This window comes from Roseomonas gilardii, assembly GCF_001941945.1.
Taxonomy (GTDB): domain Bacteria; phylum Pseudomonadota; class Alphaproteobacteria; order Acetobacterales; family Acetobacteraceae; genus Roseomonas.
Window position 1 is genome coordinate 3,512,723 of record NZ_CP015583.1, and the last position, 24,589, is coordinate 3,537,311.

Below are 24,589 nucleotides of genomic sequence, written 5' to 3' on the forward strand. Positions count from 1 at the left end.
CGGGAAACAGGGATGCACCGGGCACGGGTCCGGCCCATGGCGACGCGAGGCGCGAGCGGGGGTGGCGGAGCGGCGCCGGGCCAGCCCTGGAGGTGGGCCGGGCGGGACCCCTTCGCCCGCCTTGCCCCGCCGAGCCATCCAGCCTTATGATATGTTATAACGTTTTGAAGGCCACGCCATGCGACGCCGCTCCGCCCTGCTCCTGGCCCCCGCCCTGCTATCCCTGGGCGGCACCCTCGCCCACCGCTCCGCCCGGGCACAGACCGCCTCTTCCACGCCGCGCCTGGATGTCGTCGCCTCCTTCTCCATCCTGGGCGACATGGTGCGGCAGATCGGCGGCGACCGGGTGGCCGTCCGCACCCTGGTCGGCCCCGGGGGCGACTCGCACACCTACCAGCCCCGCCCCTCCGACGCCGCGGCGATCCGCTCCGCCGGGCTCGTGGTCCGCAACGGCCTCGGCTTCGAGCCCTGGCTGGACCGGCTGGTCCGCTCCTCCGCCACCAAGGCCCCGATCGCGACCGCCAGCCAGGGCGTGACCCCGCGGAAGATGGCGGAGGAAGGCCATGGCCACAGCCACGAGGCGACCGATCCCCATGCCTGGCAGGATCTCCGGAACGGCCAGGCCTATGCCGGCAACATCGCCGAAGCCCTGGCCACGGCCGATCCCGGTGGGGCGGACCTCTACCGCCGCAACGCCGCCGCCTTCCGGGACCGCCTTGCCGGCCTGGACGCCTGGGTACGGGAACAGATCGCGACCGTGCCGGAGGAGCGCCGCATCGTCGTCACCAGCCACGACGCCTTCGGCTATTTCGGCGCGGCCTATGGCGTGCGGTTCGAGGCGCCCCAGGGCATGAGCACGGAAAGCGAACCTTCTGCCGCCCAGGTCGCCGCCCTGATCCGGCAGGTGCGGGCAAGGCACGTCACCGCCGTCTTCATCGAGAGCATGACCAACCCGGCCCTCCTGGAACGTCTGGCCCGGGATGCCGGAGCCAAGGTCCAGGGCGAGCTGTTCTCCGACTCCCTTTCGCCAGCGGACGGGCCGGCCGCGACCTACGAGGCCATGTTCCGGCACAATGTCGGCCTGCTGGTGCCCGCCATGCGGGGCGCCTGAGACCACACCTCGCGAAGCGCCGATCGCTTTCATGGACGAGCGTCCATGAAAGCGACGACCTGCAATGCCCATTCATCAGTTAGATCTGCCACCTGCGGCCTATGGCCTTCCCGTCAGGCGCGCTAGGGAAACGCCTTGGCTCGAACAGGAGAGATCGGATGGATAGCGGTGGAATCGTTGTTGGCGAGCCCCATGAGGTCCGCAAACGCGTCATGGCCATTGTCGGCGCGTCCTCCGGCAATCTGGTCGAGTGGTACGATTTCTACACCTACGCCTTCACCGCGCTGTACTTCGCGCATGCCTTCTTCCCCAACGACAACCCGACCGTTGCGCTGCTGCAGTCGGCGGCCGTCTTCGCCATCGGCTTCCTGATGCGCCCCATCGGCGGCTGGCTCTTCGGCCGCCTGGGCGACCGCAAGGGCCGCAAGTTCTCCATGCTGGTCTCGGTGCTCATGATGTGCGGCGGTTCGCTGATGATCGCGATCCTGCCGACCTATGACAGCATCGGCATCGCGGCGCCTCTCCTGCTGCTGCTCGCCCGCATGACGCAGGGCCTCTCGGTGGGCGGCGAGTACGGCACCGTCGCGACCTACATGAGCGAGGTCGCCACCTCGAAGAACCGCGGCTTCTACTCCTCCTTCCAGTACGTCACGCTGATCGGCGGCCAGCTTCTCGCCGTGCTGGTGGTGGTGATCCTGGAGATGCTCATCACCACCGACCAGATGCGCGCCTGGGGCTGGCGCATCCCCTTCGTGATCGGCGCCGCCACGGCGGTGATCGCCCTCTACCTGCGCCGCTCCCTGCACGAGACCTCGACGGAGAAGACGCGCAGCGCCAAGGGTGCCGGCACGCTGCGCGCGCTGCTCGACCACCCGCGTTCCTTCCTGACGGTGCTGGGCCTGACCGCAGGCGGCAGCCTGCCCTTCTACACCTTCACCACCTACATGCAGAAATACCTGGTCAACACCACGGGCTTCCCGGTGAAGACCGTGAGCCTCGTGATGACCGCGGCGCTCTTCCTCTACATGTGCATGCAGCCGATCTTCGGCGCGATCTCGGACCGTTTCGGCCGCAAGAACCTGCTGCTGGTCTATGCCGTGGCGGGCATCCTCACCACCATCCCGCTGCTGAACGCCCTGGGCACCGCCTCCTCACCCGCCGTCGCCCTGGGGCTCCTGCTGATCGCCCTGGCCATCATCAGCTGCTACACCGCCATCAGCGGCGTGTTGAAGGCGGAACTCTTCCCCGCCGAGGTCCGTGCCCTCGGCGTCGGCCTGTCCTACGCCATCGGCAATGCCGTGTTCGGCGGCTCGGCGGAATATGTCGCCCTCAGCTTCAAGAATGCCGGGGTGGAAAGCTATTTCGGCTGGTACGTCACCTTCATGCTGGTGGTTGCCCTGATCTCGGTGATCCTGATGCCCGACATGCAGAAGAAGGGTTTCATGCGGGACGAGCTCGCCCGCTGACTGCCCCCATTACTGCCCCCACTGGGGGCCGAGTTGCACAGGATCTGTGCAACCCGGGCCGGGCAGCCTGGAAAACCCCCTGAAAACAGGGTGGCATGGCGCGTTGACACCCGCGCCGTCCGGGGGACAGCCTAGGGGCAACCCAGGAAAGCCCCCCGGATGACCGACGCCCTCGAACTGACCCGACGTTCCCTCCTGGCCGGCTTCGCGACGCTGGCCATGGCCGCCCCGGTCCTGCCCGTCCAGGCACTGGCCCAGGCCGCAGGGGGGCCGGGGGCGCCTTCCTCGGCCATCCGCGGCGGCCGCATGGCCTTTGGCCGCTACACCGACAGCCAGTTCCTGGACCCGGTGACCACCGAGCTGAACGCCGACATCTGGGTCCTCACCAACCTCTTCGACACGCTCCTTTCCCCCACCCCGGACGGCAAGGGGCTGCAGCCGGGCCTGGCCACGGAATGGAAGTGGAGCGACGACAAGCTCGCCTTGGAGCTGACGCTCCGGCCCGGCGTGAAATTCGCCGATGGCAGCGACCTGACCCCGGCGGATGTGGTCTGGTCGCTCGACCGCGCCCGCGGCACCGGCGCCTGGAAGGACCTGATCGGCTCGATCAAGGCGGTGGAGCCCGGCGAGGGCAAGATCACGATCCGCCTGGACCACCCGGACGCCACGCTGCTGGCCGCGCTGGCCACCTTCAACACCGGCATCATGCCGCGGAAGCTGGTGGAGGCCGCGCCCGGTGCGACGGTGGAAGACAAGATGAAGGCCTTCGCCGAGAAGCCCATCGGCACCGGCCCCTTCATGCTGGCCTCCTGGCAGCGCGGCCAGACCATGCTGCTGAAGCGCAACCCGTTCCACTGGCGAATGGCCGGCGACGGCAAGCCCCTGCCCTATCTGGACGAGCTGCGTTTCGACATCGTGCCCGATGACGCCACCCGGCTGCTGAAGCTCAAGGCGGGCGAGCTGGATGGCACGGAATTCGTGCCCTATGCCCGGGTGAAGGAGCTGCAGGCCGATCCCGCCATGCGGATGGAGCTCTGGCCCTCCACCCGCATCCGCTACATCGGCCTCAACTGCCGCTCGGAGTACAAGGGCAGGAAGAACCCGATGGCCGATGCGCGGGTGCGGCAGGCCATCAACCACGCGGTGAACAAGGACGCGATCATCGCGATCACCACGCAGGGGCTGGGCAAGCCCATGCGCTCCTTCATGTCCTCCACCACGCCGCTCTTCAGCGGCCCGGCCTCGGGCGCCCTCTACCCCTACGATCTCGCCAAGGCCAAGGCGCTGATGGCCGAGGCGGGCTATGCCGAGGGCTTCGAGGTCACCTGCCAGACCGTCTCCGGCAACCAGGACGACGTGAACGACCTGACCGCGATCCAGCAGATGCTGGCGGCGATCCGGATCAAGGTGACGATCGAGCAGCTCGACAACGCCACCAAGGTCGCCCGCTACCGCGCCGGCGACTTCCAGCTCCGCACCGCGCTCTGGACCAACGACATCGCCGACCCGGCGCAGATCACCTCCTACTTCGCCTACTACCCGAACGTGGAGAACGTGCGCTCCGGCTACCGCGACCCGCGGCTGGACGAGCTCTACCTCGCCAGCAGCAAGGAGACGGACCTGGAGAAGCGCACCGCCATGTACCAGGAGATCCAGAAGACCTACGCCGAGGCCGCGCCAATCCTCTTCCTCTACGAGACGCCCTATCCGGTCGCCTTCCGCAAGCAGGCCACCGGCTTCGTGCAGATCCCGCTCGGCAACAACCTCTTCGCGGAAGCCGCGGTCCAGCGCTGAGCCGCCGGTGCTGCGCTTCGCCCTGCGCCGCGTCGGCCAGATGCTGCCGACCCTCGCCCTGGCGGTGGTCGCGGTCTTCTTCCTGGCGCGCGCCATGCCGGGGGATGCCGTCTCGGCCATGCTGGGGGAGCGCGGCACCGACGAGGCCGTGAAGCGCATCACCGCCGAGCTGGGGCTGGACCGGTCGGTGCCGGAGCAGCTCTGGTCCTATGTGACGCTGCTGGCCCAGGGCAATCTGGGCATGTCGATCGGCGCCCGCGTGCCGGTGCTGCAACTGGTGGCGGAACGCCTGCCGGCCACGCTGCTGCTGACGCTGATGGCCATCATCCTGTCGCTCCTGCTCAGCCTGCCGCTGGCCTTCATCGCCGCGCTGCGCGCCGGGCGGTGGCAGGATGTGGCGGTCCGCAGCGGCCTCCAGGTCGGGCTCAGCGCGCCGATCTTCTTCCTGGGCCTGCTGCTGCTCACGCTCTTCGCGGCGCAGTGGCGGATCTTCCCGGTGGGCGGCTATGGCGACACGCCGCTGGAGCATATCTACCACCTCTTCCTGCCTGCCCTGACGCTGGCCCTTTCCTTCACCGCCGTGGCCACGCGCTCGCTGCGCGCCTCGCTGCTCGGCACGCTGCGGGCGGAACACGTGGCCTTCGCCCGCTCCAAGGGCCTGCCGGAATCCGTGGTGATGCGCTCCCACGTCCTGCGCCCGGCGGCGGCGGCCACGGTCTCCCTGGTCGGGCTGCAGATCGGCGGGCTGCTGGGCGGCGCGGTGATCACCGAGAGCGTCTTCGCCATCCCCGGCGTGGGGCGGCTGATGGTGGACAGCATCTTCGCCCGCGACTACCCCGTGGTGCAGGGGTTGACCCTGGTCCTGGCCGTGCTGGTCTCCCTCACCTTCCTCGTCACCGACCTCACCGTGGCCTGGCTCGACCCCCGCGCCACGCAGCGGAGGCGCGCATGAGGGAGCTGGCCCTCGGCGGCGTCATCCTGGGCGTGGTGGTGCTCTGCGCCCTGGTGCCGCAGCTCATCGCCCCCTACGACCCGCTCTTCTTCGACTACAACGCCCTGATGGCGTCGCCCTCCTGGGAGCATCCCTTCGGCACCGACCAGTTCGGCCGCGATGTCCTGTCCCGCACCGTCTGGGCCGCGCGGGTGGACCTGCAGATCGCCGTGCTCGCCGTGGCCGGGCCCATGCTCGTCGGCGGCTTCCTCGGGCTGATGGCCGGCTATCTCGGCGGCATCGCCGACACGATCCTGGGCCGCGCCATGGACCTCGTCGTCACCTTCCCCTTCCTGGTGCTGGTGATCGCCATCGTCGCCGTGCTCGGCCCGGGCCTGACCAACATGTACATCGCCATCGCCATCGCCGGCTGGGTTCCCTATGCGCGGCTGATGCGGGGCGAGGTCGCGGTGGTCGCCGCCACCGACCACATCTCGGCGGCGCGCGGCCTGGGCTACGGCACCGCCCGCATCCTGGGCCGCCATGTCCTGCCGAACGCGGTGCGGCCGGTGCTCGCCTATGCCGTCTCCGACATGGCGCTCGCCATCCTGCTGGGCTCCTCGCTCGGCTATCTCGGCCTGGGCGCGCAGCCGCCGGAGGCCGAGTGGGGCGTGCTCGTCGCCGACGGCAAGAACTTCCTGACCCAGGCGCCCTGGATCGCGCTCTTCCCCGGCGTCGCCGTGGTGATCTGCGGCCTCGGCTTCTCGCTCCTGGGCGACGGGCTGGCGGACCGCATGGACATCCGGCGTTGACGGCGGTGGGCACCCTGACGCCAGCCGCAACCGCCGCCCCGCCCGTTCCCGGCGAGGGTCTGCGGGTGCGCGGCCTGCGCGTCGCCATGGGCCCCATCCCCATTGTGCATGGCGTGGACCTCGCCGTGGCCCCCGGCGAGATCCTCGGTCTGGTGGGCGAGAGCGGCAGCGGCAAGAGCGTGTCCCTGCGCGCCATCCCCAGCCTGCTGCCGCCCAAGGCCCGCATCGCCGGCGAGGTGCTGTGGAACGGCCGGGACCTGCTGTCCCTGCCGCCGCGCGCCCTGCAGCAGGTGCGGGGGCGGGAGGTCGCGATGATCTTCCAGGAGCCCGGGCTGGCGCTGAACCCGGTGATGACGGTCGGCGCACAGATCGACGAGAGCCTGCGGGCGCATTTCCCGCGCCTCGGCCGCATGGCGCGGCGCGAGCGGGCGGAGCAGCTCCTGGCCGAGGTCGGCATCCCCAGCCCGCGCGAGCGCCTGGGCTCCTACCCGCACGAATTCTCCGGCGGCATGCGCCAGCGCGCCATGATCGCCATCGCCCTGGCCCCCGGCCCGCGCCTGCTGCTGGCGGACGAGCCGACCACGGCGCTCGACGTTACGGTGCAGGACGGCATCCTCCGCCTGCTGCGCCGTCTGGTGGAGGAGCACCGCATGGCCATGATCCTGGTCACGCACGACCTCGGCGTGGTGGCCGAGACCTGCGACCGGGTCTCGGTGATGTATGCGGGACGTGTGGTGGAAAGCGGTCCCGCCGCCCGCCTCTTCGCCCATCCGCGCCACGCCTATACCGCGGCGCTGCTCGGTGCCATGCCGGGCGAGGAAAGCGAGGGCGGCCGCCTCAGCCCCGTCCCCGGCACGCCGCCCTCACCGCTGCGGATGCCGCCGGGCTGCGCCTTCGCCCCCCGCTGCACCTGGCGGATGACCGGCTGCGAGGCCGGCGTGCCGGCGCTGGAACCCGTGGAGCCGGACCACCTGGCCGCCTGCCTCGCCGCCGATCTCCTGCCGCCGCGCTGGATGGAGCAGGACCGTTGAGCGCCGTCCTCCAGTTCACGCCGCCGGAGGTGCTGCTCCGCGTCAGCGAGGCCACGCGCAGCTTCAAGGCGCCGCGCGGCGGCCGGGTGCAGGCGTTGCGCGGCGTGTCGCTGACGGTGCGGCGGGGCGAAGTGCTGGGCATCGTCGGTGAGTCCGGCTGCGGCAAGTCCACCCTGGCCCGCCTGCTGGTCGGGCTGGATTCCCCCGATGGCGGGCAGGTGAGCTTCGGCGGCGACGACGTGGCCGCCCTGCGTGGCGCGGCGCGCCGGCGCTTCCACCGCCGCGCGCAGATGGTGTTCCAGGACCCGCACACCTCCCTGAACCCGCGCCTGACCGTGGGCGAGACCCTGGGCGAGGCGCTGCGTGTCCACGGCATCGTCCCCGTCTCCCAGATCGCCGGGCGGGTGACGGAGCTCCTGGCCTCGGTGAACCTGCCGCCCGAGGCGGCCTCGCGCCGGCCGCATGAATTCTCCGGCGGCCAGCGTCAGCGCATCGGCATCGCCCGGGCCCTGGCGGTGGAGCCGGAGATGATCGTGGCGGACGAGCCCGTCTCGGCCCTCGACGTTTCCGTGCAGGCCGGGGTGGTGAACCTGTTCGCCGAACTGCGCGAGCGGCTGGGCCTCACCCTGGTCTTCATCACCCACGATCTGCGCCTCGTGCGCCATCTGACCGAGCGCGTGGTGGTGATGTACCTGGGCAAGGTGGTGGAGGAAGGGCCGACGAAACGCCTCTTCGCCGCCCCGCGCCATCCCTATACCCGCGCCCTGCTCTCCGCCGTGCCGCGCCTCGACCCCTCTGCCGCCCCGCGCCCGGCGCCGATCTCGGGCGAAGTGCCGAGCCCCCTCGCCCCACCCAGCGGCTGCGCCTTCCACACTCGCTGCCCGATCGCGCAGTTCCCGCGCTGCTCGGCGGAGGTCCCTGAACTGACCGTTCGCCAGGGCCCCTGGCCGGTGGCCTGCCACTTCCCCGGATAGCTGAAATTCCCGGCGGTAGAACGGGGTGCCGTTGCGCCGGTGGCCCGGAGGCAAGGCTCCGCCTTCCCCCCGTACCCCCCATCCGCCAGGAGCCAGTGGCTCCTGGACCTGCCGAAAGCTGGTTCTCGCTGCGGCCGGATCGCGCCGGAGAGCATGGCTCTCCGGCGACTGCGGGTGCCATCCGTGCGGACAAGGGGCTTTCGCTGGCATCCGCCCCCAGACCTGACGGCCGCCACGGGCGCCAACTCAAGCCGGGGTCTGGGGGCATGCTCATGTCCCCAGCGGAGAGGGGGTCCGGGGCGAGAGGCAGCGCCTCTCCCCCGGGGCCAGCCAGACAGCACGACGCCGAAGACCCGACGGCTCAACCCGGGAAGAAGCGGTTCCCCGGGCGTGGCAAGCCGAGATGCTCGCGCAGCGTCGTCCCGGCATAGTCGCGCCGGAAGATTCCGCGCCGCTGGAGTTCCGGGACCAGCTTCTGCACCACGGCCTCCAGCCCGCCGGGCAGCCAGGAGAACATGACGTTGAACCCGTCGGAGCCGCGCTCCACGAGCCACTGCTCCATCTCGTCCGCGATGCTGCCCGGCGTGCCAACAAAGGCGAGCCCCGCATAGCTGCCGGCCCGCTGGGCGAGCTGCCGGATGGACAGGTTCTCCCGCCGCGCCAGCTCGATCATCCGCTCCCGCGCGCTGCGGCTGGCATTGGTTTCCGGAATCTCGGGCAGCGGCCCGTCCGGGTCGTAGCCGGAAACATCGTAGCCCAGCATCCCGTTCAGCGAGGCGATGCCGCTGTCGTAATGCACCAGCGAATCCAGCCGCCGCCGTTCCGCCTGCGCTTCCTCGATGCTGTCGGCCACGACCAGGAAGGCCGCGGGCAGGATCTTCAGGTGATCCGGATCGCGACCCAGCCGCTCCATGCGCCCCTTCACGTCGCGATAGAAGCTCTTGCCAGCCTCCAGATTCGGCGAGGCCCCGAACACCACTTCCGCCGTCTCGGCCGCGAGCTGTCGCCCCGCCTCGGAGGCACCCGCCTGCACGATCACCGGCCAGCCCTGCACCGGCCGCGCGATGTTCAGCGGCCCGCGCACATTCAGGTAGGGCCCATGGTGATCCAGCACATGCATCCGCGCCGGGTCGAAATAGATCCCGCTCTCCGCATCGCGGACGAAGGCGTCATCGGCGAAACTGTCCCAGAGCCCTGTCACGACATCGTAGAACTCGCGGGCGCGGTCATAGCGCGCATCGTGCTCCATCTGCGTGTCCTGGCCGAAGTTCAGCGCCGCGTCGGGGTTCGCGGTGGTGACGATGTTCCACCCGGCACGCCCGCCGCTCAGATGGTCCAGCGAGGCGAAGCGCCGGGCGATGTGATAGGGCTCGTCGAAGGTGGTGGAGGCCGTCGCCACCAGCCCGATCCGCTCCGTCGCGCCCGCCAGCGCGGACAGCAGCGTGAAGGGCTCGAAGGAGGTGACGGTATGGCTGCGCTTCAGCGCATTCACCGGCATGTCCAGCACGGCCAGATGGTCCGCCATGAAGAAGGCGTCGAACTTCGCCTCCTCCAGCCGTCGCGCGAGATGGCGCAGATGCGCGAAGCTGAAATTCGCATCCGGCCAGGCGCCCGGATAGCGCCAGGCGCCCGTGTGGATGGCCACGGGACGCATGAAGGCGCCCAGATGCAGTTGTCGGGTCATGTCAGGATCGCCCCGCGCGACGCGGCGGGATTGCCGGTCGCCCCGCCGGAGCATTTGGAGGCGTGCCGGCGGGCTTTCCAGGCGCTCATGAAAAAGGGCGGGAGCCGAAGCCCCCGCCCTTCCCCTCCGGCAACAGGCCGGTCGCTTCAGACGCCCAGCATCAGGCGGCGCGGATCCTCGATGCCGTCCTTCACGCGGACCAGGAAGCTCACCGCCTCCTTGCCGTCCACGATCCGGTGGTCGTAGCTCAGCGCCAGGTACATCATCGGGCGAATCTCGATCTTGCCGCCCACCACCATCGGACGCTCCTGGATCTTGTGCATGCCCAGGATGCCCGACTGCGGCGGGTTCAGGATCGGCGTGCTCATCAGCGAGCCGTAGATGCCGCCATTGGTGATGGTGAAGGAACCGCCGGCCAGTTCCTCCAGCTTCAGCTGGCCGTCACGGGCGCGCTTGCCGAAGCCGGCGATGGCCTTCTCGATCTCGGCGAAGGACAGGTCCTGCGCGTTGCGCAGCACCGGCACGACGAGGCCGTTGGGGCCGCCGACCGCGATGCCCATGTTCACGAAGTTCTTGTAGACGACGTCGTCGCCGTCGATCTCCGCGTTCACCGCCGGCCATTCCTGCAGCGCGGCGACGCAGGCCTTCACGAAGAAGGACATGAAGCCGAGCTTGGCGCCCTGCTTCTTCTCGAAGGCGTCCTTGTACTCCGCGCGCAACGCCATCACGGCCGACATGTCCACCTCGTTGAAGGTGGTCAGCATGGCGGCGGTGTTCTGCGCCTCCTTCAGCCGGTTGGCGATGGTCTTGCGCAGGCGGGTCATCTTCACCCGCTCCTCGCCCGCCTGCGGCGCGCGCGGCGCCTTCGGCGCGGCGGGCTTCGCCGGCTCGGAGGCCGGACGGTTCAGGAAGGCCTGCACGTCGCCCTTCGCGATACGCCCGTCCTTGGCCGAGCCGGCGCCGATCTGCTCGGCGGACACGCCCTTCTCCGCCATCATCTTGGCGGCGGCCGGCAGCGGCGCGTGATCGCCCGTCTTGGTCGGCGTCTCGGCGCCGCCCGGGCGGGACACGGGGCCGGAAGCCGGGCGCGGCTCCTCGACCTTCGGCGCCGCCGGCGTCGCGGCGGGGGCGGCCGCGGGCTTGGCGGCCGCGGCACCGGAACCTGCGGCGATGGAGCCCAGCAGCGCGCCGACCTCGACCTCGGCGCCCTCGTCGGCCGCGATCGCCTCCAGCACGCCGGCCTCCGGCGCGTTGACCTCGACCGTGACCTTGTCGGTCTCCAGCTCCACCAGGGGCTCGTCGGCCTTCACCGCCTCGCCGGCCTTCTTCAGCCAGCGCGCCACGGTCGCGGTGCTGACGCTCTCACCCAGGGTGGGGACCAGGATATCGCTCATGGATTCTTCTCGTTCCGTCTCGTCAGGAAAGGGCGAGAGCCTGCCCCACCAGGGCCTGCTGCTGCTCCGCATGCGTCTTCGCCAGGCCGGTGGCCGGGCTCGCCGCGATGGCACGGCCCACGTAGTCCGGCCGCTTGGCCGCGATGTCCAGGCCCTTCAGCACCTTCTCCAGGCGCCGGTCCATGAAGGTCCAGGCCCCCATGTTCTCCGGCTCCTCCTGGCACCAGACCACCTCGGCCTTCTTGTAGGGCGCGAGGACGGTGGCCAGGGCCTTCGCCGGGAAGGGATACATCTGCTCCACCCGGACGATGGCGACATCCTTCACCCCGGCGTCGCGGCGTGCCTGCAGCAGGTCGTAATAGACCTTGCCGGTGCAGAGCACGACGCGCTTGACCTCCTCCTCCGGCGCGATCGCGTCGATCTCGGGGATCACGGTGCGGAAGCCGGTGCCCGGGCCGAACTCGCTCAGGCTGCTCACCGCCAGCTTGTGCCGCAGCAGCGACTTCGGCGTCATCTGCACCAGCGGCTTGCGGTAGTTGGCCTTCATCTGCCGGCGCAGGGCGTGGAAGTAGTTGGCCGGGGTGGTGATGTTCACCACGCGCATGTTGTTCTCGGCGCAGAGCTGCAGGTAGCGCTCCAGGCGGGCGGAGGAATGCTCCGGACCCTGGCCCTCATAGCCATGCGGCAGCAGCAGCACGAGGCCGGACATGCGCAGCCACTTCGTTTCCGCCGAGGCGATGAACTGGTCGATGATCACCTGCGCGCCATTGGCGAAGTCGCCGAACTGGCCCTCCCAGAGCACCAGCGTCTGCGGGTCCGCCAGCGAGTAGCCATAGTCGAAGCCCATCACGCCGAACTCGGAGAGCAGCGAGTTGAACGCCTCCAGGCGCGGCTGCCCCTCGCGGATGTTGTTCAGCGGAACGTATTCCGACTGGTCCTTCTGGTCGATCAGCACGCAGTGACGCTGCGAGAAGGTGCCGCGCTGCACGTCCTCGCCGGACAGGCGCACGCGATGGCCATCCAGCAACAGGCTGCCGAAGGCCAGCGCCTCGCCGGTCGCCCAGTCGATGCCCTCGCCCGTCTCGATGGCCTGCTTCTTGGCTTCGAGCTGGCGCGCGATCTTCGGGTTCACGTTGAAGTCTGCCGGCACCCGGGCCAGGGCACCGCCCACCTCGCGCAGCGCGTCGAGGGACACGGCGGTCTCATACTCGGAATCGGCCGTCTCGTCGGTCGGGGCCTTCAGCCCGGTCCAGTGGCCTTCCAGCCAGTCGGCCTTGTTCGGCCTGAAGCTCGCGGAGGCCTGGAAGGCATCCTCCAGCTTGGCGTTGTAGGCGTCGAGCATGCCCTGCACGTCGGCCTCGGTCAGCGAGCCCTCGTCGATGAGCTGCTTCGCATACTTGGCGCGCGCCGTCGGCGTCTCCTTGATGCGGGCGTACATCAGCGGCTGGGTGAAGGCCGGCTCGTCCGTCTCGTTGTGGCCGTGGCGGCGGTAGCAGACGATGTCGAGCACCACATCCACTGCGAACCGCTGGCGGAACTCGGTGCAGAGGCGCGCGGCGAAGACCACGGCCTCGGCATCGTCGCCGTTCACGTGCAGGATCGGCGCCTGCACCGACTTCGCCACGTCCGTGCAGTAGAGGCCGGAATAGGCATGCGCCGGGGTGGTGGTGAAGCCGATCTGGTTGTTGGTCACGACATGCACCGTGCCGCCGGTGCGGTAGCCGATGAGCTGGCTCATCGCCAGGGTCTCATAGACCACGCCCTGGCCGGCAAAGGCCGCGTCGCCGTGCAGCAGGATGCCCATCACGGACTTCCGGCCCTTGGTGTCGCCCGCCATGTCCTGGCGCGCCCGCACCTTCCCGGCCACGACCGGATCGACGCATTCCAGGTGGGAGGGGTTCGGCTGCAGCGAGAGATGGACCTTGCGGCCCTCGATCTCGATGTCGGTGGAGGTGCCCAGGTGGTACTTCACGTCGCCCGAACCCTGCACCGAGTCCGGGTTGGCGGAACCGCCCTTGAACTCGGAGAAGAGCTGGACGTAGGGCTTGCGCACCACGTTCACGAGCGTGTTCAGGCGGCCGCGATGGGCCATGCCGATCACGACCTCGTTGACGCCGTCCTTGGCGCCCGTCTCGATCACCGCCTGCACCGCCGCGATGGTGGCCTCGCCACCCTCCAGGCCGAAGCGCTTGGTGCCGACATACTTCTTGGCGCAGAAGGCTTCCCAGCCCTCGGCCTCGGTCAGGTCCTCCAGGATCGCGGCCTTCTCGGCCTTGCCGAAGGCGTCCTTGGCCTTCCAGGGCGCACCCTCGATGCGGCTCTGGATCCAGGCCTTCTGGTCAGGGTCCTGGATATGCATGAACTCGGTGCCGATCGCACCGCAATAGGAGGCGCGGAGGATCCCCAGGATCTCGCGCAGCGTCGCCGTCTCGCGGCCCAGGGCACCGTTGATGAAGATCGGGCGGTCGTAGTCGGCCTCGGTGAAGCCGTAGCTGGCCGGGTCGAGCTCGGCATGGGTCTTCTTCTTCTGCAGGCCCAGCGGGTCGAGATCGGCCTCCAGATGCCCGCGCACGCGATACACGCGGATCAGCATGAGCGCCCGCAGCGAATCGAGCACTTCCTGTCGGCTGGCGCCCGGGGCGGCAACGGGGGCGCCCCCCTTGCCCTTCGCCGGGGCCGGAGCGGCCTCCTCGGGGGCGAAGCCGCCGCGCGGACGGGGCGCCCAGGAGGCGCCGGTGGCATCCTCCAGCACGGCCCGGGCATCGTCGTTGAGCGCCGCGAACAGTTCCTGGAAGGAAGGATCGACGCTGTCGGGCTTCTCCACCCAACGCGCGTAGAGATCCGCGAGGAAGGCGGCATTCGCCCCCGTCATCGCGGTCGCGAGGATGTCCACACCAGGCATCGGTCTTCCTCCTGCGAGCCGACCCTCCGTCGGGCCAGCCGGCTGACGACATGCAAATAACGCCGCCGCTATACTGCGGCGGCGTCCGTAAACATAGTGACCATGGCCGGAGGATGGCACCCGCGACGGGCGGATCAGGCCCGCGTTGCGGAAGAAGGTCCCGCCCGCCGGCCGCGGGGATGCCCCCCGAAGAAGGGCGCCCCGGGGGCCAGGCCCCGGAGCGGTTCAGGCCGGACGGTTCAGCCCTTGATGGCCTTCATCATGGTCGAGCCCAGCGAGGCCGGGCTGTCGGCCACGAAGATGCCGGCGGAGCGCATGGCATCCATCTTGGCCTCGGCCGTGTCCTTGCCGCCCGAGATCACCGCGCCGGCATGGCCCATGCGGCGGCCCGGAGGCGCCGTGGCGCCAGCGATGAAGCCCACCACCGGCTTGTAGTTCGCCGTGCCGGGCTTGTTCTCCTGGCCCAGGAACTCCGCCGCGATGATCTCCGACTGGCCACCGATCTCGCCGATCATCACGATCTGCTTGGTCTCGGGGTCCGCCAGGAACATCTGGAGAACGTCCAGGAAGTCCGTGCCCTTCACCGGGTCGCCGCCGATGCCCACGCAGGTGGACTGGCCGAGGCCCGCGGCCGTGGTCTGCGCCACCGCCTCATAGGTCAGGGTGCCGGAGCGGGAGACCACGCCCACCGAGCCGCGCTTGTGGATGTAGCCCGGCATGATACCGATCTTGCAGGCCTCCGGGGTGATCACGCCCGGGCAGTTCGGGCCGATCAGACGGGACTTGGAGCCGTCCAGCGCCCGCTTCACCTTGACCATGTCCAGCACCGGGATGCCCTCGGTGATGCAGACGATCAGCGGGACCTCGGCGGCGATCGCCTCCAGGATCGAATCGGCCGCGAAGGGCGGCGGCACGTAGATGACGGAGGCATCGGCGCCCGTCTTCTCCACGCACTCGGCCACGGTGTTGAAGACCGGCAGGCCGATATGGGTCTGGCCGCCCTTGCCCGGGGTCACGCCGCCCACATAGTTGGTGCCGTAGGCGATGCCCTGCTCGGCGTGGAAGGTGCCCTGCGACCCGGTGAACCCCTGGGTCATCACCTTGGTGTGCTTGTCGACGAGGATAGCCATGGTTCAGGCCGCCTTCTTCACGGCGTCCACCACCTTCTGGGCGGCGTCGGCGAGGTTGTCCGCGGGGATGATGGCCAGCCCGCTCTCGGCCAGGATCTTCTTACCGAGGTCCACGTTCGTGCCCTCCAGGCGCACCACCAGGGGCACCTTCAGGGTCAGGTTCTTGGCCGCCTGCACGATGCCCGAGGCGATCATGTCGCACTTGGCGATGCCGCCGAAGATGTTGACCAGGATGCCCTTGACGTTGCTGTCCGAAGTGATGATCCGGAACGCCTCGGTCACGCGGTCGGCGGTCGCGGTGCCGCCCACGTCGAGGAAGTTCGCCGGGGAGGAGCCGTAGAGCTTGATGATGTCCATGGTGGCCATCGCCAGGCCGGCGCCGTTCACCATGCAGCCGATCTCGCCATCCAGCGCGACGTAGTTCAGGTCGTTCTTGGCGGCGTCCAGCTCCTTGGGGTCCATCTCCGTCTCGTCGCGGAGAGCCTCAAGGTCCTTGTGCCGGAACAGCGCGTTGTCGTCGAAGGAGACCTTGGCGTCGAGCGCCACGACCTCACCCGCGCCGGTCACCACCAGCGGGTTGATCTCGACGATCGCCATGTCGAGGTCGGTATAGGCCTGGTACATGGCCGTCACGAACTTCGTGAAGACGCCGACCTGCTTGCCCTCCAGCCCGAGGCCGAAGGCGAGCTTGCGCGCGTGCCAGCCCTGGATGCCGGTGGCCGGATCGACGGCGACCTTGAGGATCTTCTCCGGCTGGTGCTCGGCGACCTCCTCGATCTCCATGCCGCCCTCGGTCGAGGCCATCACGGTGATGCGCGAGGTCTCGCGGTCCAGCAGGATGGAGAGGTACAGCTCGCGCTTGATGTCGCAGCCGGCCTCCACATAGACCTGGTTGACGACCTTGCCCTCGGCGCCGGTCTGCTTGGTGACCAGCGTGTGGCCGATCATGGCGGCGGCGGCTTCCTTGGCGGCCTCCGGCTTGACGACGCGCACGCCGCCCTTGCCGTTCGGATCGTCCTTGAAGCGGCCCGCGCCACGCCCGCCGGCATGGATCTGCGACTTCACCACGACCACGGGGCCCGGCAGCTTCTTCGCCGCGGCCTCGGCCTCCTCCGGGGTCCTGGCGACGTAGCCGTCGAGCACCGCGACGCCATAGCGGCGCAGCAGCTCCTTGCCCTGATACTCATGAATGTTCATGGAAGTCTCCGCTTCTCTGAATGCGGAAAGGGCCGGGGGATCGCCCCGGCCCAGGATGTCTTCTCAGACGCCGAGCTTCTTGAAGTCCTCGACGAGCTTCTTCACCGCGTCGCAGGACTTGTCGAAGGCCGCCTTCTCCTCCGGCGTGAACTGGACCTCGACGATCCGCTCCACGCCGCCCTCGCCGATCACCACCGGCACGCCCACGTAGAAGTCCTTCAGCCCGTACTCGCCGTTCAGCATGACGGCGCAGGGCAGGACCCGCTTCTTGTCCTTGAGGTAGGCCTCGGCCATCGCCACCGCGGAGGCAGCCGGGGCATAGAAGGCGGAACCCTTCTCCAGCAGCTTCACGATCTCGCCGCCGCCATTGGCGGTGCGGGCGACGATCGCGTCGATCTTCTCCTGGGTGGTCCAGCCCATCTTCACCAGGTCGGGCACCGGGATGCCGGCCACGGTGGAGTAGCGGGTCAGCGGCACCATCGTGTCGCCATGGCCGCCGAGCACGAAGGCGGTCACGTCCTCGACCGAGACCTTGAACTCCTCGGCCAGGAAGAGGCGGAAGCGGGAGCTGTCGAGCACGCCCGCCATGCCCACCACCTTGTGCGCCGGCAGGCCGGACTTCTGCTGCAGCGCCCAGACCATGACGTCCAGCGGGTTGGTGATGCAGATCACGAAGGCGTCCGGGGCATACTGCTTGATGCCCTCGGCCACCTGACCCATCACGCCGGCATTCTTGGTCAGCAGGTCGTCGCGGCTCATGCCCGGCTGGCGGGGGAAGCCGGCGGTGACGATGACGACGTCCGCGCCCGCGATGGCGGCGTAGTCGGACCCGCCGGACATGGCGCTGTCGAAGCCATCCACCGGGCTGGACTGCATGATGTCCAGGGCCTTGCCGGCCGCCACGCCACCGAAGACGTCGAACATGACGACGTCACCGAGTTCCTTGAGACCGATAAGGTGGGCGAGGGTGCCACCGATGTTGCCGGCGCCGATCAGCGCGATCTTCTTGCGGGCCATGGGGTTTCCTTATGAAAAAGGACCGTCCGTGTGTCGAAAGGCCGCCGGACCGATTAGACCCGTGAGCACGGCCCGGCAAGGCGGGGGCACCGGCGCTCTTCGCAAATGCAACAGAGGATCATTCGGGCGCGAAGGCAAGAGGGGCCCGTGGCCCCGGGCGTATCCTGGCCTTCACTTCCGGCACAGCCCCCCCCGAATGGCCGTCCGAATTCCTCTCCGGGGGCCGGAAACGGCACGGCCCGCCCCCGGGATGGACCGGGCAGCGGGCCGGCGAAGGCTTGCATGACGAGCGGGAATGCCCTGCCCGCCGGAACCGAGCCCCGGGGGCGGGTTTCCCCCACCCTCCCCCTGGCCCCTGTCCGGCCGGAATGGCCGGTCAGAGCGGCATGCAGCGGACCGTATCGGTATGGCCGCGGGCCAGCGTGGCCAGCGTGCCCTCGGGGCAGGCCATCTGCTCGGCCTCCGGCGCCGGCAGGCCGGCATGCCAGACGCTGCGGCGCGGCGTCGCCGCCCGGGCGGAGGAGGCGAAGCTCGCCAGCCGCGCGCCCGTGCAGTTGCCCCGCGCATCCCGCCGCAGGCAGGTGCCGGAGGCCACGGCCTTCATCTCGGACCGGCTCATTTGCTTGCTGGCCACCAGATGGCGCCCCCCGCCGCCAGCCTTGGCCGAGCCGCGCACGGACCGGCTGGCCACCGCCTTGCCACGCCCGGTGGCGGTGGCGGCGGAAACGCGGCGCACCGACGGCGCGGCACTGGCCACCCGCCGGGTGGCCGCCGGCTTCGCCTTGACACTCCGCGTCACCTGCGTGCCGCGATGGCTGTCGCTGCCCTTGCGGGCGGCATCGGCGTTCCCCGCGCCGATCACCGCCGCCAGGCCACAGCCCGCCAGCACGAACAGAAACTTCCCCCAAACAGATCCACGGCGCATGTCTTCCCCCTTCATGCGTCTCAGTCGAGATGCGGCAGCGCCAGGTACTCCCGGCTCTGCATCTCCATGAGGCGGGAGGCGGTGCGCTGGAACATCTGCGCGTTCTCCCCCCGCTCATAGAGAGTGTCCGGCTGCGCGGCGGCACTGGCCACCAGCTTACAGCGGTGCTCGTACAAGGCGTCGATCAGCGTGATGAAACGGCGCGCCTTGTCGTAATTCTCCGGCCCGAGGCGCGGCACCCCGTCCAGGATCAGGGTGTGGAACCGCGTCGCCAGCGCCAGATAGTCCCCCGGCCCCAGGAAGGCCCCGCAGAGCTCGTCGAACCCGGCCCGCGCGACACCCCCATGCGCCTGCGACACCGTGAAGCTGCGGCCCGGCATCTCGATCCGCGCGGGCTCCCCATGATCCCGCCCTGTCAGCTCGCGGAAGGCCGCGTCCAGCGCCCGCTCCGCCCGCCCGTCATCCGGGCTGTGCCAGGTGGTGGTCAGGGACCGCCCCCGGTCGCGCCGGTAATCCTGCCGCGAATCCAGGAACAGGAGCTCGGTCCGCGCCTGGATCAGCGCGATGAAGGGCAGGAAGGCGTCCCGCCCCGGCTTGCCCTTGAACAGATCCTCCGGCGCCGTGTTGGAGGTCGCGACCACCACCACCCCGCGCGCGAAGAGCGCCTCGAACAGCCGCCCGAGGATCATGGCATCGGTGATGTCATGCACCTGGAACTCGTCGAAGCAGAGCAACGCGGCCTTGGCGGCGATGCTGTCGGCCAGCGGCGGGATCGGGTCGTCGCCGTTGGGGTTCTCACGCTTCCACAGGTGGATGCGCCGGTGGCAGTCCTGCATGAACTGGTGGAAGTGGATGCGCTGCTTGCGCGCGATCTCCGCCGTGTCGAAGAACAGGTCCATCAGCATGGACTTGCCCCGGCCGACCTCGCCGACGAGGTAGAGGCCCTTCGGCGCCTCCGGCAGCGCCTCGGCCGCGGCTTTGCGCCGGAACAGCCGGCCCAGCAGCCCACCGCCCTCGGGGGCCGGCTCGGCCAGGGGCTTCGGGTCATAGCCCCGGATGCGCCGCCAAAGGTCCTGGAGCCGTTCCGCCGCTGCTTCCTGGGCCGGGTCCGGCCGCAGATTGCCCGCCGCCACCCTGTTCCGGTAGGCGGGAAGCGGCCCCTCCCCTTGGGGGGCCGGGGCATCGGCGAGAGTGCCCGGCAGCGATCCGTCCATCGGAACAGTGTCCTAGACTGGCCGCCGGTTTATCGCAACCGCGTGATGCGGGGGCGGCGTAACTTTCACGACAGTTGAAGAACACGCGCCAACCCCGTGTTCTCACGCCAATTTCCCCCGGGCGGCTACGCTGCCCACCCCATGGCAGGCGCCGAAACGGGCACGCGGCCCCGGCAGAACAGGCCAGTGGGGCGGCGAAACCGCCCCCGCCGCTCGGCCGCGCCCCGTCAGGCGGCGCGCTTGAAGGCGCCGGCCTCCTGCGGATGCCACCAGCGGCCGCCGATCACCACGCCCTCGGACAGGATGCGCCGGTCGCCGTTCAGCACCTCCCCGGTCACGTCCACATAGTCGAAGCTCCCCTCCTTCACTGAGAGGATGGTGGCATCGCCCACGCTGCCCGGCTTCAGCGTGCCCAGCTCCGGCCGCTTCAGCGCCCGGGCCGCCTCGACCGTGGAGCGGGCGATCACCTCGTCCAGCGGCATGCCGAGGCAGAGGAACTTCGACAGGGTGGTCACCTGGTCGAAGGCCGGGCCGTTGATGCAGAGCGCGTGCACGTCGGAGGAAATGGTGTCCGGCGGGAAGCCGTTGGCCAACATGGCGCGGGCGGTCTTGAAGGCGAAGCTGCCCTGGCCGTGGCCGATGTCGAAGATCACGCCGCGCTCCCGCGCCGCCAGCACCACGTCCTTCACCCGCCCCTGCGCGGTGATCGGCGCGTTCGGGAAGGGCCGGAAGCAATGGGTCAGGATGTCGCCCGGACGCAGCCGGTTCACCACCTCCTCGTAGGAGGGCGGCGGATGGTCGATATGTGCCATCAGCGGCATGCCGACCTCGTCCGCCACCTGCAACGCGATGTCGAGCGGCACGGTGCCGGAATTGCCCGAGGCATGCAGCCCGACACGCACCTTGATGCCCACGATCACGTCGCGGTTGGCATCGGCCACCTGCACCGCCTCGATCGGGTTCATCAGCCGCAGGTCGCCGCTCTCGCCGACCATCACGCGCTTGGAGAAGCCGTAGATGCCGGCATGCGAGACATGGAGATAGGCCAGGATACGCACCTGGCTGCGCTCGATCACATGGTGGCGGAAGCCCGGCCAGTTGCCCGGCCCCGCGCTGCCCGTATCGACGGCCGTGGTGACGCCGGAGATCCGCGCGAAATGCTCCGCATTGATGCCGAGCGAGGTGCCGCCGTCATAGACATGGGTGTGCAGGTCGATCAGCCCGGGCGAGACGATGTAGCCCGACACGTCGCGCACATCCGTCTCCGGCCCGGCCTCCAGCCCCTTGCCCAGCTTCGCGACCTTGCCGCCGGAAAAGGCGACATCCATGACCCCGTCGATCTTCTGGGACGGATCGATCACCCGCCCGCCGGTAAGGATGAGGTCAAAGGACATGGCAGAAGACTCCGCAAATGCGATCGGGCCGGGACGCTAGAGCAGATCGCGCGCCGCCGTCAGCGCCAGGGCCGGAAAATTTAGCCCCGCCGTCCAGCTCGCTGCCGGACGGCCCAGTCCCTCAGTTACAGCAAACAATCAAACATGTGTTCATCTGTTGACTTGCACATCCATCACATCTATCCGCGAGCCACGATCGCCGGATGACGCCATGACGCCCGCCACCATCGCCATGCTCTCGCTCAGCATGTCCACGGATGCCTTCGCCGCCGCCCTGGCCAAGGGCGCCGCGCTGGACAATTCCCTGGCCCGTCCGCGCTGGGGCGAGGCGCTGCGGACCGGCCTCGTCTTCGGCAGCATCGAGGCGATCACCCCCCTGCTCGGCTGGGCCGCCGGCTTCGCCGCCAGTACCTATGTCGCTGCCGTCGACCACTGGGTCGCCTTCGCCCTGCTGGGCGCCATCGGCCTCCACATGCTGCTCGGCGCGCTCCGCGCACGGGACGAGGCGGAAGACAACGCCCGCCCCCGCCGCCACGGGCTGGCGATCCTGGTGGCGACCGCCATCGGCACCAGCCTGGACGCCATGGCCGTTGGCGTCTCCCTGGCCATGCTGGACGTGAACATCGCCGTGGTGGCCGGCGCCATCGGCCTCGCCACCTTCGTCATGGCCAGCGCCGGCATCCTCGTGGGCCGCTATGTCGGCGGCCGCTTCGGGCGCTGGGCCGAAGGGCTGGGTGGCATCTTCCTGATGGGCCTGGGCGGCTGGATCCTGGTCGAGCACCTCGTCGCGGGCTGAGCCCCGCCGGACCGCCCCGCCGCGTCGGGGCGCGCGGGGCGCCTAGCCCCTCTCCGCCCCAGCCTTCCCCGCGGCCCGGGCCAGGATACGCTCCACCCAGCGCTGCGATTCCAGCGCCTCCTCCCCGGACACGGCGGGCGCCCTTCCCTCGCGGCAAGCCTCCAGGAAATCGGCGATCAGCGCCCGGTGCGCGTCATGCGGGAAGTCCATGATGTTCGCCCCGCTGCCGGTGCTGCCCTCGGCCTCCATCCGTTCCCGCCGCCCATCGGCCCAGGCGAGGTCCAACGCCCCGCCCACCAGGCTGGCCGAGCCCCTGGCACCGATCACCTCGATCCGCTCCGGCTGCCCCGGCGGAAAGGCGGTGGTGGCCATCAGCGTCCCCGGCGCGCCATTCCCCAGCCGCAGCAGCGCGGCGACGTAATCCTCCGTCTCCATCCGGTGCAGCGCCGTGGTCCGCGCCTCCGCCGCCGTCACGGCATTGATCCCGACCAGGGAGCGGAACAGGTCCAGCGTATGGATCGCCTGGGTCAGCAGCACGCCACCGCCATCGCGCGCCCGCGTGCCGCGCCCCGGCTCATCGTAATAGCTCTGCGGCCGCCACCACGGCACGCTCATCGAGGCCGCCTGCACCACGCCCAGAGCCCCGCTCTCCAGCACCGTACGCAACCGCAGGCTGGCCGGGCGGAAACGGTGCTGCAGCATCACGCCGAGGCGGAGCCCGGCCCGCCGCGCGGCCTCAACCAGGACTGCGCCCCGAGCGGCATCCAGCTCCAGCGGCTTCTCCACCAACACATGCCGGCCCGCATCGAGGCAGCGCCGCGCCACCTCCAGATGCGCCGCCGGTGGGGTGAGCACCAGCACCGCCTGGACGCGCGGATCGGCGATGGCGGCGCCGATATCGGTCGTGACCGGAAAGGGGAAATCCCGCGCGAAAGCCTCCGCCCGCTCCCGCGTCCGGCTGGCGGCCCAGACGACTTCGGCTTGGTCCGCCAGGTCCAGCAGGCTGCGCGCATGTGGCTGGGCGGCGGGACCCAGCCCCACCACCGCGACGCCGATCCGTTCCATGATGCCCCTCCCTCCCGGCGCCGCTGCCGGGCTGGAAAGCCTAGCCCTGCCCCGTTCCCTCCGGCCAGAGCCGCTTCAGCGCGCCAATCAGCGCGACGGTGGAACCGTCATGCCCCTGCCCCACCGGCCCGGTGAGCTCCGGCAGGATCGCGCTGGCCAGTTGCTTGCCCAGCTCCACGCCCCACTGGTCGAAGGCATTCACGTCCCACAGCGCGCCGAGGCAGAAGACCTTGTGCTCGTACAGCGCCACGAGCTGCCCCAGGGTGAAGGGCGTCAGCTCCGGGATCAGGATCGTGGTGCTCGGCCGGTCGCCGGGGAAGAGCCGGTGCGGCAGCAGTGCCTCGACCTCCGCCGCGGACTTGCCGGCCTTCAGCATCTCGGCCCGCACCTCCTCGGCATCGCGGCCCCGCAGCAGCGCCTCGGCCTGGGCCAACCCATTGGCCAGCAGCAGGCGATGGCTGGCCGGGAAGTGATGATCCGGCCGCGCCACCAACACGATATCCGCCGGCACCGGCGTGGTGCCCTGGTGCAGCAACTGCATGAAGGAGTGCTGCGCGTTGGTCCCCGGCTCGCCGAAGACCACCGCCCCGGTGTTGTGCGCCACCGGCAGCCCCTCCAGCGTCACGCGCTTGCCGAGGGATTCCATCTCCAACTGCTGCAGATGCGCCGGGAAGCGGGCCAGCCGCTCGTCATAAGGCAGCACCGCGCGGGTGCCGTAGCCAAGCCCGTCCACATGCCACACCTCGGCCAGCGCCATCAGCAGCGGCAGGTTCTCCGCATCCGGCGCGGCGAGGAAATGCTCGTCCATCGCCCGCGCCCCGGCCAGGAGCCGCTCGAAGGCGAGCCAGCCGCAGGACAGCGCGATGGACAGCCCCACCGCCGACCACAGGCTGAACCGCCCGCCCACCCAGTCGCGGAAGCCGAAGACCTGGTCTTCCGGCACGCCGAATGCCGCGGTGGCCTTCCGGTTGGTGGAGAGCGCCACGAGATGCCGGTCGCCCGCCTCCCCCAGCGCGGCGCGCAGCCAGTCCCGCACCAGATGCGCGTTGGACATGGTCTCGGCGGTGGTGAAGGTCTTGGAAGCCACCAGCACCAGCGTCCGCGCCGGATCGAGCTGGTGCCGCAGCGCCTCCCAGGCATGGCCATCGGCATTGGAAAGCCAGTGCGCCCGCATCGGGCTGTCATGCCGGTGCAGCGCCCGCACCACCATCTGCGGCCCGAGATCCGAGCCGCCGATGCCGATGTTCAGCACATCCGTATAGGGCTGGCCCGCATGGGTCCGCAGGGTGAAGGCCCGCATCGCCTCCAGCGTGTCGACGACGCTGGCCGAGGCATCCTCCTCCCCGTCCCGCTCCAGCGCCCGGAAGGTGCCGCGCGGCGCCCGCAGCGCCATGTGCAGCACCGCGCGGTCCTCGGTCACGTTGATCCGCTCGCCCGCCGCCATGGCCCGGCGCCGCCCCGCCACGTCGCGCGCCCCCGCCAGGCCGAGCAGCGCCCGCAGCACCTCCGGGCTCAGTGAGGTCTTCGACAGGTCCAGCGTCACCCCATCGGCGCGGAAGGTGAACCGCTCCGCCCGGCCCGGATCGGCGGCGAAGAGCGGCCGGATCGCCGAGGCCCCCGGCGCCCGCGCCAGGGATGCGATCTCCGTCCACCTCGCCGTGGTGTCGGCTTCCTGCGGCATGCGATCCCCTCTCCCTCAGTTCCGGTCCGTCGGGCCCGCTCCGCGCGGGCAATCTCGCCTGACCCAGCGCG

Annotated in this window: 19 protein-coding genes; 8 read left to right on the forward strand and 11 right to left on the reverse strand. The window is 70.0% G+C overall.

Annotation, left to right across the window (positions count from 1 at the left end; translation table 11 throughout):
- Positions 1-178: 178 nt before the first annotated feature.
- From RGI145_RS16050 to RGI145_RS16080, 7 genes are all read left to right on the forward strand, one after another.
- Positions 179-1,111, forward strand: a complete 933-nt coding sequence (locus tag RGI145_RS16050; RefSeq protein WP_075799142.1) for a metal ABC transporter substrate-binding protein — start codon at positions 179-181, stop codon at positions 1,109-1,111.
- Between the two features lie 158 nt (positions 1,112-1,269).
- The gene (locus tag RGI145_RS16055; RefSeq protein WP_075799143.1) at positions 1,270-2,577 is read left to right on the forward strand and encodes an MFS family transporter; all 1,308 of its coding nucleotides are present in this window, start codon (positions 1,270-1,272) and stop codon (positions 2,575-2,577) included.
- Between the two features lie 159 nt (positions 2,578-2,736).
- Positions 2,737-4,371 (forward strand): ABC transporter substrate-binding protein, encoded by a 1,635-nt coding sequence (locus RGI145_RS16060; protein WP_156878571.1) that lies wholly within the window; start codon positions 2,737-2,739, stop codon positions 4,369-4,371.
- A gap of 7 nt (positions 4,372-4,378) precedes the next feature.
- Positions 4,379-5,323, forward strand: coding sequence for an ABC transporter permease (locus tag RGI145_RS16065; RefSeq protein ID WP_208863886.1), 945 nt, complete (start codon positions 4,379-4,381; stop codon positions 5,321-5,323).
- A complete protein-coding gene (locus RGI145_RS16070) occupies positions 5,320-6,114 on the forward strand; it encodes an ABC transporter permease (protein WP_075799144.1) in 795 nt (264 codons plus the stop codon). The genes RGI145_RS16065 and RGI145_RS16070 overlap by 4 nt, the downstream gene beginning before the upstream one ends.
- A gap of 5 nt (positions 6,115-6,119) precedes the next feature.
- Entirely contained in the window at positions 6,120-7,145 is a 1,026-nt protein-coding gene (locus tag RGI145_RS16075) for an ABC transporter ATP-binding protein (protein WP_237183298.1), read from the forward strand.
- Positions 7,142-8,119 (forward strand): ABC transporter ATP-binding protein, encoded by a 978-nt coding sequence (locus RGI145_RS16080; protein ID WP_075799145.1) that lies wholly within the window; start codon positions 7,142-7,144, stop codon positions 8,117-8,119. Before RGI145_RS16075 ends, RGI145_RS16080 begins: the two co-directional genes overlap by 4 nt.
- Positions 8,120-8,480: 361 nt before the next feature.
- Here RGI145_RS16080 and RGI145_RS16085 read toward each other — a convergent pair whose 3' ends face one another.
- From RGI145_RS16085 to RGI145_RS16125, 9 genes are all read right to left on the reverse strand, one after another.
- A complete protein-coding gene (locus RGI145_RS16085) occupies positions 8,481-9,803 on the reverse strand; it encodes an LLM class flavin-dependent oxidoreductase (protein ID WP_075800132.1) in 1,323 nt (440 codons plus the stop codon).
- 146 nt (positions 9,804-9,949) lie between these two features.
- Positions 9,950-11,197, reverse strand: coding sequence for a 2-oxoglutarate dehydrogenase complex dihydrolipoyllysine-residue succinyltransferase (odhB, locus tag RGI145_RS16090; protein WP_075799146.1), 1,248 nt, complete (start codon positions 11,195-11,197; stop codon positions 9,950-9,952).
- Between the two features lie 22 nt (positions 11,198-11,219).
- The gene (locus RGI145_RS16095) at positions 11,220-14,099 is read right to left on the reverse strand and encodes a 2-oxoglutarate dehydrogenase E1 component (RefSeq protein ID WP_075799147.1); all 2,880 of its coding nucleotides are present in this window, start codon (positions 14,097-14,099) and stop codon (positions 11,220-11,222) included.
- 239 nt (positions 14,100-14,338) lie between these two features.
- On the reverse strand, positions 14,339-15,229 hold the full coding sequence (gene sucD / locus RGI145_RS16100; RefSeq protein ID WP_075799148.1) for a succinate--CoA ligase subunit alpha: 891 nt from the start codon (positions 15,227-15,229) through the stop codon (positions 14,339-14,341).
- Positions 15,230-15,232: 3 nt separating this feature from the next.
- Positions 15,233-16,426 carry an ADP-forming succinate--CoA ligase subunit beta gene (gene sucC, locus RGI145_RS16105; protein WP_019460868.1) on the reverse strand — a complete coding sequence of 398 codons (1,194 nt, stop codon included), beginning with the start codon at positions 16,424-16,426 and terminating at the stop codon, positions 15,233-15,235.
- A 63-nt stretch (positions 16,427-16,489) separates the two neighbouring features.
- Positions 16,490-17,443, reverse strand: coding sequence for a malate dehydrogenase (gene mdh / locus RGI145_RS16110; RefSeq protein WP_027280627.1), 954 nt, complete (start codon positions 17,441-17,443; stop codon positions 16,490-16,492).
- A 376-nt stretch (positions 17,444-17,819) separates the two neighbouring features.
- Entirely contained in the window at positions 17,820-18,332 is a 513-nt protein-coding gene (locus RGI145_RS16115) for a hypothetical protein (RefSeq protein ID WP_075799149.1), read from the reverse strand.
- Positions 18,333-18,388: 56 nt separating this feature from the next.
- Positions 18,389-19,582 carry a cell division protein ZapE gene (zapE, locus tag RGI145_RS16120; RefSeq protein WP_075799150.1) on the reverse strand — a complete coding sequence of 398 codons (1,194 nt, stop codon included), beginning with the start codon at positions 19,580-19,582 and terminating at the stop codon, positions 18,389-18,391.
- A gap of 227 nt (positions 19,583-19,809) precedes the next feature.
- On the reverse strand, positions 19,810-20,976 hold the full coding sequence (locus tag RGI145_RS16125; protein ID WP_075799151.1) for an amidohydrolase/deacetylase family metallohydrolase: 1,167 nt from the start codon (positions 20,974-20,976) through the stop codon (positions 19,810-19,812).
- A 211-nt stretch (positions 20,977-21,187) separates the two neighbouring features.
- Here RGI145_RS16125 and RGI145_RS16130 point away from each other — a divergent pair, with 211 nt between their 5' ends.
- Positions 21,188-21,772: a manganese efflux pump MntP gene (locus tag RGI145_RS16130; protein WP_075799152.1), complete on the forward strand. Its 585-nt coding sequence runs from the start codon at positions 21,188-21,190 to the stop codon at positions 21,770-21,772.
- A gap of 42 nt (positions 21,773-21,814) precedes the next feature.
- Here the strand turns inward: RGI145_RS16130 and RGI145_RS16135 are convergent, their stop codons facing one another.
- A complete protein-coding gene (locus RGI145_RS16135; RefSeq protein ID WP_075799153.1) occupies positions 21,815-22,837 on the reverse strand; it encodes a Gfo/Idh/MocA family protein in 1,023 nt (340 codons plus the stop codon).
- Positions 22,838-22,877: 40 nt separating this feature from the next.
- Positions 22,878-24,518, reverse strand: coding sequence for a glucose-6-phosphate isomerase (gene pgi / locus RGI145_RS16140; protein WP_075799154.1), 1,641 nt, complete (start codon positions 24,516-24,518; stop codon positions 22,878-22,880).
- Between the last annotated feature and the right edge of the window lie 71 nt (positions 24,519-24,589).

Excerpts from the sequence above, each read along its gene's own strand:
- zapE (WP_075799150.1), bottom strand. The coding sequence starts at position 19,582 with ATGGACGGATCGCTGCCGGGCACTCTCGCCGATGCCCCGGCCCCCCAA.
- RGI145_RS16060 (WP_156878571.1), top strand. The coding sequence starts at position 2,737 with ATGACCGACGCCCTCGAACTGACCCGACGTTCCCTCCTGGCCGGCTTC.
- RGI145_RS16055 (WP_075799143.1), top strand. The coding sequence starts at position 1,270 with ATGGATAGCGGTGGAATCGTTGTTGGCGAGCCCCATGAGGTCCGCAAA.
- mdh (WP_027280627.1), bottom strand. The coding sequence starts at position 17,443 with ATGGCCCGCAAGAAGATCGCGCTGATCGGCGCCGGCAACATCGGTGGC.
- RGI145_RS16125 (WP_075799151.1), bottom strand. The coding sequence starts at position 20,976 with ATGTCCTTTGACCTCATCCTTACCGGCGGGCGGGTGATCGATCCGTCC.
- RGI145_RS16135 (WP_075799153.1), bottom strand. The coding sequence starts at position 22,837 with ATGGAACGGATCGGCGTCGCGGTGGTGGGGCTGGGTCCCGCCGCCCAG.
- odhB (WP_075799146.1), bottom strand. The coding sequence starts at position 11,197 with ATGAGCGATATCCTGGTCCCCACCCTGGGTGAGAGCGTCAGCACCGCG.
- RGI145_RS16095 (WP_075799147.1), bottom strand. The coding sequence starts at position 14,099 with ATGCCTGGTGTGGACATCCTCGCGACCGCGATGACGGGGGCGAATGCC.
- sucD (WP_075799148.1), bottom strand. The coding sequence starts at position 15,229 with ATGGCTATCCTCGTCGACAAGCACACCAAGGTGATGACCCAGGGGTTC.
- RGI145_RS16050 (WP_075799142.1), top strand. The coding sequence starts at position 179 with ATGCGACGCCGCTCCGCCCTGCTCCTGGCCCCCGCCCTGCTATCCCTG.
- RGI145_RS16070 (WP_075799144.1), top strand. The coding sequence starts at position 5,320 with ATGAGGGAGCTGGCCCTCGGCGGCGTCATCCTGGGCGTGGTGGTGCTC.
- sucC (WP_019460868.1), bottom strand. The coding sequence starts at position 16,426 with ATGAACATTCATGAGTATCAGGGCAAGGAGCTGCTGCGCCGCTATGGC.
- pgi (WP_075799154.1), bottom strand. The coding sequence starts at position 24,518 with ATGCCGCAGGAAGCCGACACCACGGCGAGGTGGACGGAGATCGCATCC.
- RGI145_RS16085 (WP_075800132.1), bottom strand. The coding sequence starts at position 9,803 with ATGACCCGACAACTGCATCTGGGCGCCTTCATGCGTCCCGTGGCCATC.
- RGI145_RS16130 (WP_075799152.1), top strand. The coding sequence starts at position 21,188 with ATGACGCCCGCCACCATCGCCATGCTCTCGCTCAGCATGTCCACGGAT.